Origin of the sequence: Candidatus Accumulibacter meliphilus, assembly GCF_036625345.1 — a bacterium.
Taxonomy (GTDB): domain Bacteria; phylum Pseudomonadota; class Gammaproteobacteria; order Burkholderiales; family Rhodocyclaceae; genus Accumulibacter; species Accumulibacter meliphilus.
In genome coordinates, this window is record NZ_JAZKTZ010000003.1 from 277,439 (window position 1) to 290,887 (window position 13,449).

14 protein-coding genes and 1 pseudogene are annotated in these 13,449 nt (G+C 61.6%); 11 read left to right on the plus strand and 4 right to left on the minus strand.

Going from position 1 to position 13,449, the window contains the following annotated elements; translation table 11 throughout:
- Positions 1-35 precede the first annotated feature (35 nt).
- From V5B40_RS07495 to V5B40_RS07515, 5 genes are all read left to right on the plus strand, one after another.
- Entirely contained in the window at positions 36-866 is an 831-nt protein-coding gene (locus tag V5B40_RS07495) for an outer membrane lipoprotein-sorting protein (protein ID WP_332353897.1), read from the plus strand.
- A gap of 98 nt (positions 867-964) precedes the next feature.
- Positions 965-1,804 carry a PEP-CTERM/exosortase system-associated acyltransferase gene (locus tag V5B40_RS07500; protein ID WP_332353898.1) on the plus strand — a complete coding sequence of 280 codons (840 nt, stop codon included), beginning with the start codon at positions 965-967 and terminating at the stop codon, positions 1,802-1,804.
- A gap of 57 nt (positions 1,805-1,861) precedes the next feature.
- A complete protein-coding gene (locus V5B40_RS07505) occupies positions 1,862-2,125 on the plus strand; it encodes a diguanylate cyclase domain-containing protein (protein WP_332353899.1) in 264 nt (87 codons plus the stop codon).
- 63 nt (positions 2,126-2,188) lie between these two features.
- On the plus strand, positions 2,189-2,872 hold the full coding sequence (locus V5B40_RS07510) for a L,D-transpeptidase family protein (protein WP_332353900.1): 684 nt from the start codon (positions 2,189-2,191) through the stop codon (positions 2,870-2,872).
- A gap of 238 nt (positions 2,873-3,110) precedes the next feature.
- On the plus strand, positions 3,111-3,389 hold the full coding sequence (locus tag V5B40_RS07515; RefSeq protein WP_332353901.1) for an Lpp/OprI family alanine-zipper lipoprotein: 279 nt from the start codon (positions 3,111-3,113) through the stop codon (positions 3,387-3,389).
- A gap of 68 nt (positions 3,390-3,457) precedes the next feature.
- Here V5B40_RS07515 and V5B40_RS07520 read toward each other — a convergent pair whose 3' ends face one another.
- Positions 3,458-4,432 carry a L,D-transpeptidase family protein gene (locus V5B40_RS07520; protein ID WP_332353902.1) on the minus strand — a complete coding sequence of 325 codons (975 nt, stop codon included), beginning with the start codon at positions 4,430-4,432 and terminating at the stop codon, positions 3,458-3,460.
- A gap of 158 nt (positions 4,433-4,590) precedes the next feature.
- On the opposite strand from V5B40_RS07520, the gene V5B40_RS07525 reads away from it, so the two are divergent.
- The 5 genes and pseudogenes from V5B40_RS07525 to V5B40_RS07545 all read left to right on the plus strand — a co-directional run bounded on the left by V5B40_RS07525 (position 4,591) and on the right by V5B40_RS07545 (position 9,922).
- On the plus strand, positions 4,591-5,826 hold the full coding sequence (locus tag V5B40_RS07525; RefSeq protein WP_332353903.1) for a phospholipase D-like domain-containing protein: 1,236 nt from the start codon (positions 4,591-4,593) through the stop codon (positions 5,824-5,826).
- A gap of 142 nt (positions 5,827-5,968) precedes the next feature.
- Positions 5,969-7,225 carry an SUMF1/EgtB/PvdO family nonheme iron enzyme gene (locus tag V5B40_RS07530; protein ID WP_332353904.1) on the plus strand — a complete coding sequence of 419 codons (1,257 nt, stop codon included), beginning with the start codon at positions 5,969-5,971 and terminating at the stop codon, positions 7,223-7,225.
- Positions 7,226-7,531: 306 nt separating this feature from the next.
- Positions 7,532-8,572 (plus strand): annotated as a pseudogene (locus V5B40_RS07535) (SLC13 family permease); the annotation flags it as partial.
- A gap of 100 nt (positions 8,573-8,672) precedes the next feature.
- The gene (locus V5B40_RS07540) at positions 8,673-9,287 is read left to right on the plus strand and encodes an SLC13 family permease (RefSeq protein ID WP_332354165.1); all 615 of its coding nucleotides are present in this window, start codon (positions 8,673-8,675) and stop codon (positions 9,285-9,287) included.
- A gap of 155 nt (positions 9,288-9,442) precedes the next feature.
- On the plus strand, positions 9,443-9,922 hold the full coding sequence (locus V5B40_RS07545; protein WP_332353905.1) for an OsmC family protein: 480 nt from the start codon (positions 9,443-9,445) through the stop codon (positions 9,920-9,922).
- 36 nt (positions 9,923-9,958) lie between these two features.
- On the opposite strand, the gene V5B40_RS07550 is transcribed toward V5B40_RS07545, so the two are convergent.
- The 3 genes from V5B40_RS07550 to V5B40_RS07560 form a co-directional block, all read right to left on the minus strand.
- Entirely contained in the window at positions 9,959-10,624 is a 666-nt protein-coding gene (locus tag V5B40_RS07550; RefSeq protein ID WP_332353906.1) for an SGNH/GDSL hydrolase family protein, read from the minus strand.
- A gap of 125 nt (positions 10,625-10,749) precedes the next feature.
- The gene (locus tag V5B40_RS07555) at positions 10,750-11,133 is read right to left on the minus strand and encodes a VOC family protein (RefSeq protein WP_332353907.1); all 384 of its coding nucleotides are present in this window, start codon (positions 11,131-11,133) and stop codon (positions 10,750-10,752) included.
- A gap of 82 nt (positions 11,134-11,215) precedes the next feature.
- Positions 11,216-12,055, minus strand: a complete 840-nt coding sequence (locus tag V5B40_RS07560) for a cytochrome C assembly family protein (protein WP_332353908.1) — start codon at positions 12,053-12,055, stop codon at positions 11,216-11,218.
- A gap of 30 nt (positions 12,056-12,085) precedes the next feature.
- Between V5B40_RS07560 and ffh the strand changes: the two genes are divergently transcribed.
- The gene (ffh, locus tag V5B40_RS07565; protein WP_332353909.1) at positions 12,086-13,441 is read left to right on the plus strand and encodes a signal recognition particle protein; all 1,356 of its coding nucleotides are present in this window, start codon (positions 12,086-12,088) and stop codon (positions 13,439-13,441) included.
- Positions 13,442-13,449: the final 8 nt, after the last annotated feature.

Below are 13,449 nucleotides of genomic sequence, written 5' to 3' on the forward strand. Positions count from 1 at the left end.
ACCGACGGAGCGGTCAGCACAATGGGGTGAAAACGATGGAAAGCATGACGATCCGCCATTCTGGTGTCAAGACGGCCTTGGTGCTTCTCTTGCTAACTTTCTCGGCCTGGACCGCAGCAGCACCGGCGGTGATGGCCGCGCAGGAAGAAGCAGGCAACCCGGCAGACAACCAGGCAGACAACCAGGCAGACGAGGCCATGGCTCGGATGATCGTCCAAAATGCCGACGAGGTGCGTTTTCCCGCCGACGGCTTTCAGGTCGACGTTACAATCACCACGACCGATAGGGGCGGCCAGCCTGACGTGCATAGGTATCGAGTGCTATCGAAGGGCAACACCAACAGCGTGGTGATGGTCACCGAACCGGCGTCCGAGCGTGGTCAGATCATGCTCATGAAAGATCGCAATCTGTGGATTTTCATGCCTGAAGTCTCACAGCCGATTCGGCTCGCTCTTTCGCAAAGGCTGACCGGTCAGGTTGCCAATGGCGATCTGGCGCGCGCCAACTTCGCCGACGACTACAACCCTAAGCTGCTGCGCAGCGAGAAGATCGGCGATGACGATTTTTACGTGCTCGAACTGACCGGGGTCGACCGCGGAGTCACCTACCAACGGGTGCTCTACTGGGTCAGGAAAAAGGACTCCTGGCCATACCGCGCGGAATTCTATTCGCTGTCCAGGCGCCTGTTGAAATCCTGCAAGTACGAGAATTTCCAGACCATGGAAGGCAGGAAGCGGCCGACGCGACTGGTCATGGAAGACGCGCTGCGCGGCGGCGAGCAGTCGGTCATGGAGTACAACAGCATGAAACGGCGCGATCTGCCGGACAAGATTTTCACCAAGGATTACCTCAAGAAACTCGACTAGAGCGCCGCTGACCGAGGCTGCGGGCGCCACTTCGTAGTAGTATGCTTGGCTGCTGTCGGCAATCGCCGGGCAGCCAGAAAAGAGCAGAAAGGTAGCCCATGTTTCTTTCGAACTTGACAGAGCTGACCATGAGCCAGGGCTACCGGCGGTTCTTCAAGGTCGTCCCGGCACTGACCGACGAACTGCGTGCCGAGAACTACCACATTCGCCACGAAGTGTATTGCCGGGAACTGGGTTATGAGCCACTGCGTCCCGAGGGCCTCGAAGCAGATGCCTATGATGAGCAGTCGCTGCATTGCCTGGTGCAGTCGGTTTCGACAGGCGAGTTTGTCGGCTGCGCGCGCCTCGTGCTGATTGATCCCAAAATTGCGCAACAGGCCAGGCTACCGCTGGAGATCAGCTGCGCGGGAACGCTCGACCGCTCGCTTGTCGATCCGCTGACGCTGGACCGTTCGCGAATCGCGGAAATCTCCCGCCTGGCAGTGATTGGCAGCTACCGTCGCCGGCCGGGCGAGAAAAATAGACCGATCTCCATCGCGGAGGAGGACTTCGGCACAGCCAAGCAACCGCGGCAGCCCTACCTGGCTCTGGCGGTCTATCTTTGCCTGATCGCGCTGGCCCGCCAATACGGAATCACGACCCTCTTCGTGCTCACCGAACCGCGCCTGGCGTCAAACCTGACGCGCATGGGCGTGAAGATCACACGGATCGGCGGCGCGACAGAACACCGCGGTACGCGTATTCCATCAATGCTGTCGGTCGAGGAAACCATTGACGGCATGAACTTCGTTCTCCGCGCGCTCTTCGAGGTCATCGCGCGCGAGGTCCAGGAAGGTATCACCGCTGCCGGCGAGAACGCCGTTCGCGCCAGCCACCACCCGTCTTCCTCGCCGTACGCCCAGAAGGCTTCGCCCACCCACTCGCTGCCGCAAGGATAGTGCTTGGCGCCTCAGTGCACTGCATGTATAGCTGGCCGGCGCCCGTTCGCCACGCCATTGAGTCGCGCCGAGGACGCGGCCTTCATCGCCGAGAAGCTGCTGGTGAAGCAAAAACGTCCCTTCAAGATCGCCGGCATGAATTTTTTCATCACCATCAGCGTGGGTATCGCGCTCTACCCGGACGACGGCGAAAACGCGGAACTCCCTATACGGAAAGCCGACATTGTGATGTACCAGATCAAGGGGCGTGGCAAGGACGGCTACCCCCAGTTGACCCAAGCAAATGCCAATCCGTCGCAGCTATGCTACGCTTCCACCTGACGCTGGACGTGGCCTCTGTTTAACCGATTTCCTCGCGGGAAAGTGATTGAATTCATTGCATGCATGAGTATTGAAAAGTCAGCCATCTCAGGAATTTATTCCGCATTTCCAAGACCCCTGTCAGCCTTGCGTCGGCGGCTGATGGAGAGTCTATCCGGGCGCGTGACACGCTTGTCACGCGCGCAACTCACACGCTTGGTCACAGTGCTGCTTCTTGCCAGTGGTATGGCGCTGCCGCTGGCCGCCCAGGGTGGTACGGCGGTAAACGGAGTATGGCTCAAAGTGGATACGCAGGAGGCCACCCTGACAGTCATGAACGGTGACCAAGCGCAGAAGGTTTTCAAGGGTATTGCCATCGGCCGCTATGGGACAACCGATGTGAAGATGCAAGGCGACCACAGGACTCCGTTGGGGAGCTTCACCATCGGCTGGATACCCGAGAAGTCCCGCTACCACCGTTTCCTGGGCCTGACCTATCCCGACATCGAGCGCGCCGACCGCGCCCTGGCGGAAGGGGAGATCACCGAAGCACAGTGGCACGCCATCCGTCGCGCCTCCGAAACGAAAGGGCGCCCGCCCCAAAACACCCCGCTCGGTGGCTTCATCGGCATCCATGGTACGGGTGCCGGGGATGCCAGGATACACCAGCAATACAACTGGACCAACGGCTGTATTGCATTGACCAACGAGCAGATCGATCGCCTGATGACGTGGATCAGGGTCGGAACCCCTGTCGAAATTCGCTAGGCGGTATTCAGCTCGGGCGGCTTCCTGGCTACTACCTGGCTACCGGCCGGCGAAGCAAGGGCCGACCGGCCGACGCAGACGGGAACTTATGCTTTTTTTTGGAATGTGTTTTAAGGTAGGCTATGCTAGCAGCGTTACAAACCGTCGCTGCCCACGCCGCTGTAGGTGCAGGAGTGGCAGCGTCAAAGGAAGTTATCCGTCTTAACAAGCAGGTCATATTTTGACCAAGGAGAAAATAATGAAGGAATCCCTAATGAATCGCTCACGCGCTTTGGCCCTTGTCGCAATAGCAGGCGTCTATGCCGGGCTTACCGGTTGCGCCACCAATGGAGACATCGAGGCGCTCAGAACCGAGATCAACCAGAACAAGCAAGCGACGGCTTCGGCCGCCAGGGACGCCGCCGATGCCAAGGCCATGGCACAGAATGCCGTGACTACGGCCAATGCGGCCAAAGCGACGTCCGACGATACGGCGAGCAAACTCGACCGCATGTTCAAGAAAGCGATGTACAAGTAACAGCCAAGCAACTGCGGCGCAGGCCGACCGGCGATTGACCGGTCGGCCTGCTGCAGCGACGCTGGTATCTAGTACCGCCAGCCCCCTGCGGGGGCTTCTCTGTTTCCGCCACCATAAAGCGGCTCCGAAACCATCACCGGGATGCCGCTATGTTCTGCAAACGCGGCTCTGATAGCGTTATCGTCGAGCACCACATCCTGTGGATTTCCCGCCCCGGCAACAGCCTCTGCAATGCGCTCCGACGCAGCAATCATGATCTCCTGGTATTTCTCCTGGTCTTCATCCAACGGCGGGTGCACCTCGACATACAGCGCACCGTCCAGCCAGCCGACCTTGATGGGCTGGTTGACGAGTTGCACCTCTGTGCGCAGAGGAACCTGATCGAACAATTGTTCAATATCCTCCGGATACATGCGTATACAGCCGTGCGTAACGCGCATGCCGACCCCGTAGGGCTTGTTCGTGCTGTGAATCAGATAGCCCGGCAATCCCAGCCGCATGGCGAAGCGCCCGAGAGGATTGTCAGGCCCGGCCGGCACGACATCGGGAAGGATATCGCCCTCCTTGGCATGTTCCTCCTTCACTGACTCGGGGGGACGCCATGAGGGATCCCGCTCCTTGGCGGTGATTTTCGTTTTTCCCAGCGGAGTTACCCAGTCCATACGCCCGACACTGACCGGGTGGGTGATCACCACCGGCGTCTGGTCGCGTAGCGGCTTCGGATAATAGTACATACGCATTTCCGGCAAATTGAGCACCAGCCCGGTACGTTCCGCCCTGGGGAGGATATAGCGCGTCGGGAGCGTAACCGGCACCCCTTCTTTGGGCAACCAGCGATCGACCTGCGGATTGGCCAGCAGGATTTCATCCTGGCCGATATCGTAGCGGCGGGCAATATCCAGCAAGGTGTCCTTGCGGCTGGCGGGGACGGATTCGACTTGTCCGACCAGATCGACACCGGGTGGCGGCAACGGGAAAGTCCCGGCTAGCGCATTACCGGCAATGAACACGGCGGACAGCAGCACCGGAAAATAGCGACGCATGATGAAAGTGATGTGTTTGATGGTTTTTCCCCAAGGCCCCGGAGCGGGATTGAATGCGGATCTTAAGGTAGCGCTGACGAATTGTCATTCTGTGCAGCGGTGGTCGGGGGTGCTATGGTCTCACTTCGACCGGCATCAACGACAACAGGATCCTCGCAATGCACCAGAAGATTTCGCTCATCGTGCAACCCGGCGACAGCTTCTTCCCGATCGTACGGGCGATCGACCGTGCCGATCGCGCGATCAACCTGACCGTCTTCCGCATGGACGATCCGATCATCCAGCGCGCACTCATCGAAGCCCGCCAGCGCGCTGTTCGTGTTCGCGTGCTGCTCTCCAGCAGCGCCCGCGGCTGGGGCGAGCGGAACCACAAACTGCTCAAGGAAGCCAGCGAGGCAGGTATCGCAACCCGAGAGCCCGCTGGCGACAGCAAGCGGGCGCGTTACCACTACAAGATGATGACGGTGGACGACAAGAAAGCCTTCGTATTCACCTTCAACCCGACCCGCGAAAACCTCCACTACGCGCGTGACTTTGGCATTGAGGTGTTCAGCCCTGCCGTCGCCGGCGAGATCAATCGTCTGTTCGCAGCCGACTGGCACGACCGGCCTTTCACGGCCAACCATGAATCACCCTTGTTGGTCAGCCCCTTCAACAGCCGGCAGAAGATGACCAGCCTGCTCGCAAATGCCAGGAGCTCGATTCAGATCGCCGACGCCAAGCTGCAGGACCCGGCGATTGTCGCCCTGCTCGTGAAGAAGGCGCGCAGCGGTATCCCGGTTCGCGTCCTCGGCGACGAACGGTACGCTAGCACACTGCCGGCAGAGATCGCCTTCCGGGCCGTGGCACGCTACCGGCTGCACGCCAAGTGCACGATCATCGACGGCGCGACGGCAGTCATCGGCAGCATGAACCTGCGTACCGAGAGCCTCGACCGCCGCCGCGAGCTGTCGATCACGGTTGACGATAGCGCCATCCTGCGGCAACTGAACGCAGTTTTCGAAAGCGACTGGGAACGCCGGGCGCCACGCTCCGACAACGTGACAACGCAGATATTGCGGGCGTTTCCGCCATCCTGCCGGGAAGCTGCCGAATCGCCCACGCCTGGCTTCGTCCTGATCTCCCGCAATAACGCACTGCTACGCCACGCCATCAACAACGGGATGACGACCATTGGCCGGGCCGAGGAAAACGATGTGGTGATCAGCGACCCCTTGGTGAGCAGATATCACGCGCGTGTGGCGCTGGATGTGGGCATCTGCACCCTGACCGACCTCGGCAGCGGCAACGGCAGCTTCGTCAACGGCGAGCGGATCACGGGCGAGAAGTGGCTTCGTCCTGGTGATGTCCTCAGGTTTTCTGAAAGTGAAGAATTCCGCCTGCTCGAAGTCTAGGCGATTGCAGCGAGCGCGGCGGCTTGCACGCCGGAAGCGTTCAACGGGGTGTCTCGACATATCATGACCGTTTCGATTGCAATGCTAATATCGCTGCTTCTCAATTGCACAGACGCTGCCTCCTCCCCTCCGCCCTCACGCCATGACTTCCAGCTCGCGCCCGCTATCGGTTTTCCTGTGCCACAGTTCGCAGGACAAGGTCTTCGTCAGGGACCTCTACCAGCGGCTGCAACGTGATGGCGTGGCGCCCTGGCTCGACGAGGAAGACCTCATCCCCGGCCAGGACTGGGATCGGGAAATCCGTCGCGCCGTGCGCGCCAGCGACCTGATCCTGGTCTGCCTTTCGAAAAGCTCGGTAAGCAAGGCGGGTTATCTCCAGAAGGAGATCAAATTCGTTCTCGACGTCGCGGCGGAACAGCCCGAAGGTAGCATCTACCTCGTCCCCGCGCGCATCGAAGAGGGCGTTCAGGTCAGCGACGTGGCCGAGGAACTGGGTCGCAGGCACTGGGTTGACCTGTTCCAGGAAGCGGGTTACCAGCGCCTGCAGCGGGCTTTGCAGGCACGCGCCCGGGAATGCGGCGCCAGCTTTGGCACGTCCCCGGCGATTACGCGGCCGCGATGGGCCAGCGGCGCCGGCAAGGACGCGTTCGGCCAGTTTGCGGAGATCGAGGTCGGCAACGTTGTGCAGCGCTTCCGCTGGATTGCACCCGGGCGCTTCCTGATGGGTTCGCCGACCGACGAACCTGAGCGCTACAACAACGAAGTGCAGCATGAAGTAATGCTCAGCAGCGGTTTCTGGCTCGCCGACACGGCCTGCACGCAGTCTCTGTGGCAAGCGGTGACCGGCGCCAAGCCGAGCTACTTCAAGGGCGACGCGCGCAACCCGGTCGAGAACGTCAGCTGGGACGAGGTGCAGGCCTTCCTCAGCGAACTGAACCGCCGCGTATCGGGGCTGCAGGCACGCCTGCCGAGTGAAGCTGAATGGGAATACGCCTGCCGCGCGGGAACGACAACGCCCTTCTCGTTCGGCGAAAACATCACCCCCGAGCAGGTCAACTATGACGGCAACTATCCCTATGCCGGCGGTGAAAAAGGCCGGTATCGGGAGAAGACGGTGGCGGTCGGCTCGCTGCCCGCTAATCCCTGGGGGTTTTACGAAATGCACGGCAACGTCTGGGAGTGGTGCGCCGACCGGTTTGGTGACTACCCGACCGCGCAACAGGTCGATCCAACTGGCCCACAGACGGGCGCCTCCCGCGTGTTGCGCGGCGGCTCGTGGATCTTCCACGGCAGGCACGCGCGTTGTGCCTACCGCCACGGGTTCGAGCCCGGCCTCCGCACCCTGTACTTCGGGTTCCGGTTCGCCCCAGGTCACCAGGGGCCGGCGGAGCCGGCCTGAGCGGAGCGGCTGGCCGTATAGCCGTCCGGGACGGACGGCGGTCGGCAAGACGCTGTGGGGGAGAAGGGCGAGTCGGCGCGCAAAGCGCGCCGACTCGCGATTTTTTTTGCAAGCCCGGCTGCTTTCATCGCGAGCTGGCGCATCAACCTCGGGGCGACGGCCGAAGTGCTTGGCACCGAGTAAGCGGCTGTGGTGCCAGACCAACTTGTCAAAAATTCGGAGCAATCATTCATGACAGGCGACATCCTGCTGGTTTTTGGCCTGCTTTTGGTCACCATATTGCTTTTCGTCAGCGACCGGCTGCGGATGGATATTGTCGCCATCCTGGCGGTACTGGCCCTGATGCTGAGCGGCCTGCTGGCGCCAAAGGAGGCGCTCGCCGGATTCGGTGATCCGTTGGTGGTCCTGATCGCCGGGCTGTTCGTCATCGGCGAAGGCTTGTTTCGCACCGGCGTCGCTTTTGCGATCGGCAACTGGCTGCTGGCTGTCGCCGGTAGCAGCGAAACGCGTCTGCTGGTGTTATTGATGCTCGTCGTTGCCGGCCTATCGGCATTCATGAGCAACACCGGCGCCGTAGCCGTCTTCATCCCGGTCGCCCTGAACCTGAGCAAAAAGGCCGGAGTGCCGGCAACTCGCCTGCTGATGCCGATGGCTTTCGCTGGCTCGCTCGGCGGCATGCTCACCCTGATCGGTACGCCGCCCAACCTGGTGGTCAGCAATCAGCTGTCCCGGGAAGGCCTGCAGGCCTTCAACTTCTTCAGCTTCACGCCGCTCGGTCTGCTCATTCTCGTCGCCACGATCATTTTCATCAGCGTGCTCGGGCGCTTTCTGCTTCCCAAAGATGGCGGTCCAGGGGCGAATGCCCAGGACCGCCTGTCGGTCGACGATCTGATCAAGACTTACGCCATCGACAACCAGCTTTTCAGGCTGCGCATCGAGTCCGGCTCGCCACTGCTTGGTCAGACTCTCGGGCAGGCGCTGCTGCAAAGCCGCTTTGGAGTCATCGTTGTCGCCGTGAGTCGACCATCGCAAGGCGATGCAGCGGTCAAACCGGCGCTCGTCCACACCGAGTACCGTGCCGGCGACACCCTTTACCTGGTGGCGACAGAGCAACAGGTGGGCGACTTGTTGCGTACGGTGGAGGGCTTGCAGCGTTTGAGTGTCGAGGCGCAGCAAAGACAGCTCATTGCCCAGGAACTCGGTCTGGCAGAAGTCTTGCTGACCCCACGCTCGCAACTTGTCGGCCGGACCATCAAAGAGGCGCATTTCCGCGAACGTTACGGACTGTCGGTGCTCGCCATCCAGCGCATGGGAAAACCCATGCAAGGCAATTTTCTCGCCACGCGTCTGGATTTCGGCGACTCGCTGCTGATTGGCGGCGGCTGGCGGCAGATCGATCTGCTGCAGGCCGAGCAAAGCGACTTCTCGGTGCTGACCATTGCGCGAGATGGACGAAGTGGCACCGCAGCGCGAACGCGCGCCCTGGGCGCTGGCCATCGTTGCCGGCATGCTGGCGCTGATGACCTTCAACGTCGTGCCCTCGGTAACGGCCGTGCTGCTGGCCGCGCTGGCGATGGTTCTGGCGCGCTGCGTGTCGATGGAAGAAGCCTACAAGTCGATCAACTGGCAAAGCATCATCCTGATTGCAGGCATGCTGCCGATGGCCACCGCACTCAGCAAGACCGGCGCGCTGGAACTGATGATCTCCGGCCTGGTGTCCAGCCTCGGCGAACTGGGGCCACTGGCGCTGTTGGCCGGTCTGTTCGTTCTGACTTCGATTTTCAGTCAGTTCATCTCCAACACCGCGACGGCGGTCCTGGTGGCGCCCATTGCGATGGGCGCGGCAACAAGCATGCAGCTCTCCCCCTACCCTTTCCTGATGACTGTTGCCCTCGCCGCTTCGACAGCGTTCTCGACGCCCATGGCCTCGCCGGTGAACACCCTGGTCCTCGGACCTGGCGGCTATCGATTCAACGACTTCGTGAAGATGGGAGTACCTCTGCAACTACTGGCCATGCTGCTGACCCTGCTTGCCGTACCGCTATTGTTTCCCCTGCATTGATGTGAAAGTCGCGGACGCGACTATCACGGTAAGCGTTCTCGGCCGCCTTGAAAGCGGCTTTGCTTTCGCGCCGGGAGCCGGCTGTACTATTACTTGAGTACTATTTGCTTGCCAGCTTCACACCTCCGATCAACATCGCCCCTGGGAGACTGACCATGGCCGAATACTGTGCGCATCTTCTCTGGCTCCGTGGCGAGCAGGATTTCCTTGGCAACCGCTACAGCCGCCGGCACCTGCTGCGCTTCGATGGCGGTCTGGAAATCCCCGCTTCGTCGTCGCCGCACGTCGTGCCAGTACCACTGTCCGACCCGGCAGCGGTGGATCCCGAAGAAGCTTTCGTCGCTTCGCTGGCGAGTTGCCACATGCTGTGGTTTCTTTCAATCGCGGCCCGGCGCGGCTTCTGCGTCGATCGCTACGCCGACAACCCGGTCGGCGTGATGGCAAAAAATGGCGACGGCAAGCTGGCAATCACCGTTGTCACCCTCAAGCCGGAGGTGGCATTCTCGGGTGATCGCCAGCCTGAGCGTGACGAGCTTGCGCAGATGCATCACCGGGCGCACGCGGAATGCTTCATCGCCAACTCGGTGAAATCCGAAGTACGTTGCGAGCCGGTGCTTGCCGCGCCAACAAACTGACGGTCATTCCCCGCCTCGCCAGCGCAGGGAGGGCCGCTACCCGGGCAGGACGCCGGTCAGCGCTTCGAGCAGGAGCCCGTCCACCACTTTCGCCAGCGCAGCCCCCAGGCGTGCATGCTGGTCGGCGTCGAGATGCACTCCGTCGATCTGGCTGACCGCTGCCACAGTACCGGCGTCGAAATAGTGACAACCAAGCGTGTCGGCCACCTCGCGGCAAGCGGCGGCATGGCCGATGCATTTGCGATCGCCACCGACGAACTTCGGCGCGATCGTTCCCCGCGGTTCCTGCTGCGGCGGCGGTGCGACGAGGACAATCGGCGCCACCGGCATATCCGGTTCGATCGGCGCCTGGCGAATGGCATTGACCAGGGCGCCGAGCCCCTGCGCCGAGTGCCAGGCGTTGTGTGGGTGCATCGACTGAAAATCGTTGCTGCCGAGCATCACGATCACCAGCGCTAGCGGCGAATGGCTCTCGATGCGCTGGGCGAGGCCGTCGATCCCCTTGCGGCCGGGCTTGAAGGGATCGTCCCAGACGGTTCGGCGACCGTTGAGGCAGTCCTCGATGACACGCACCCGGCGGCCGGCGGAGTTGAGCGCGGTTTCCATCACCCCCGGCCAGCGCTCGTCGAAACTCAGCCGCCGCCGTGTTTCCGGAATGAGCCCCCAGGACAGGGAATCGCCGTAGAGAAAAATCTGCTGCATCGGAAGCACTCCTCGAGCGTGTCATCGAGGAAAGAGCTTGCCATCTGCGGCGGCGATCGGCAAGCATCCGTGCGCAGCAACGGCACTCACGCGAGCCCACCGCCGCGCAGCGCATGCGCCCTTGCCTACTGCATCGAGTGCAGGCCGATGATGTTGCCTTCCGTGTCCTGAACCAGCGCGATATGGCCGTACTGACCAATCGCCATCTTCGGCTGGATGACCCGCCCACCCGCTTCTACCGCGCGTTCGGCTTCGTTGGCGGCATCCTCGCAGTTGAAATAGACCATCGTGCCGCCCTTTCCCGGACCGTTCATGGGGTGCCGCACCAGCGCCCCGGCAGCACCGCTACCCCCCTCGACCCAGGAAAAAGCATACATTTCGCCCTCCTCGCCGATTTCCGGCAGCGCCGTCAGCTCACGACCGAAAACCGCCGTGTAGAAGTCGCGCGCGCGGGTCATGTCGGAAACATAGATCTCGAACCATCCGACCGGATTCGCTACTTTGTCCATGCTGATACTCCTCGGTTTGTCATTCGAAAAGGATGGCGATGCTCTGCCGGTGGAAAGCCAGTACGGGCGTACGAATACTGGCTCAGAAGCGATGCAGCAGGACTTCGGCGACAAAGCGGCTGCCCATATAGGCCAGCAGCAGCACCAAAAATCCGGCCAGCGTCCAGCGCAGCGCGATGCGACCGCGCCAGCCGTAGATGCGACGGCCGACCAGCAGTGCGGCGAAAATCGCCCATGAGGCGAAGGCGAACAAGGTCTTGTGGTCGAGGACCATGGCCTTGCCGAAAATGGCTTCGGAGAACATGACGCCACTGAGCAGGGCCACGGTGAGCAGCAGAAAAGCGACCGTGATCATGCGAAAGAGCAGCGCTTCCATGGTCAGGATCGGCGGCAGGCTGGTCAGGCTCTTGGTAATCGCCCGCTGATGCAGCTTGCGCTCGGCGAAGCCCATGAAGATGGCGTGCAATGCGGAGAGGGTGAACAGACTGTAGGCCAGCATCGCGGTCAGAAAATGCAGCTGGAAACCCCAGGCGCCGGCGTGCGCAATGACGCGTAGTTGTGGAAACACCGCCGGCGCCAGCGCACCTAGCGCGGCCAGTGGCAGGACCATCGGCTGCAGCCCGTCCATGCGCGAGTGGAAACTCTCCAGCCAGTAGATGAGGACCGCCAGCCAGAGCATCAGCGACATCGCAAAACTGAACGAGAAGCGCATGCCACCGGCAGAAAACAGGCCCTGGTAAAGCCCGAAACCCTGGACCACCAGGGCCCCGAAAAGGACGCCGCGTTCCCAGCCCTGCATCTGCAGGGTGACCAGTGGGCGGTCGCTTTCACGCCAGCGCGTATGCCAGAAATGCGCACCCATCACCGCGTAAATCAGCGATGAAACGATGTGCGGGAGAAGCTGCAGTAGAATGTCTGACATTTTTTGAGTTTACACCAAGCTGGAATCCAAATGCTCGACAACCTGACCCAACGTCTTGCCCGCGTCATGAAGACGCTGCGCGGTGAAGCGCGCCTGACCGAAGCCAATATTGGCGACGCGCTACGCGAAGTTCGCCTCGCTTTGCTCGAAGCCGACGTCGCTTTGCCGGCCATCAAGGAACTGATCGCCGCGGTGCGCGAAAAAGCGATCGGCGAAGAAGTGATCGGCTCGTTGAGCCCCGGACAGGCCCTAATCGGCGTCGTCCACCGCGAATTGACAAAACTGATGGGCGAGGAGCACGCGGGCCTGAACATGGCCACGCAGCCGCCAGCAGTGATGCTCATGGCTGGTCTGCAGGGTGCCGGCAAGACGACCACCGTCGGCAAACTGGCCAAGATGTTGCGCGACACGCAGAAGAAGAAAGTGCTGGTGGTTTCCTGCGACGTTTACCGTCCGGCCGCCATCGAACAGTTGAAGACCGTCGCCGCGCAAGCGGGCGTGGACTTCATGCCCTCGACGCCGAGCGAGAAGCCGGTCGAGATCGCGCGCAACGCGCTCGACTGGGCCAAGCGGCACTTCCACGACGTACTGCTGCTCGACACCGCCGGCCGGCTGGCAATCGACGAGGCGATGATGCAGGAAATCGCCGAGCTGCACGCGGCAGTCAAGCCGATCGAAACGCTGTTCGTCGTCGATGCCATGCTCGGTCAGGACGCCATCAATACCGCCAAGGCCTTCAGCGAAGCGCTGCCGCTGACCGGCATCATCCTCACCAAGCTCGACGGTGACGCGCGCGGTGGCGCGGCGCTGTCGGTGCGGCAGGTCACGGGCAAACCGATCAAATATGCGGGCGTCGGCGAAAAATTAACCGGGCTCGAAGCTTTTCACCCGGAGCGCATGGCATCGCGAATCCTTGGCATGGGCGACGTGCTGTCGCTGATCGAAGACGCCAGGAAGGGTATCGACGAGCAGCAGGCGGTCGACTTCGCCAAGAAGCTCAAGTCAGGCAAGGGCTTCGACCTCAACGACTTCAAGGGCCAGATCAGCCAGATGCGCAAGATGGGCGGCCTGTCGTCGATGATGGAGAAGCTGCCGGCGCAGTTTTCACAAGCGGCCGGCCAGTTGCCGGCCGGCGGCGAGGAGAAGGCAGTGTCACGAATCGAAGGCATCATCAACTCGATGACGCCGAGCGAACGGGTCAACCCGGAGCTGCTCAAGGCCGCGCGCAAGCGCCGCATCGCGCTCGGTGCCGGAGTTCAAGTACAGGAAGTCAATCGCCTGCTGAAGCAGTTCGAGCAGACGCAGAAAATGATGAAGCAGTTCTCCAAGGGCGGCATCGGGCAGCTCATGCGCGGCCTGAAGGGGATGATGCCGGGGATGCGCTGAACGCCAAC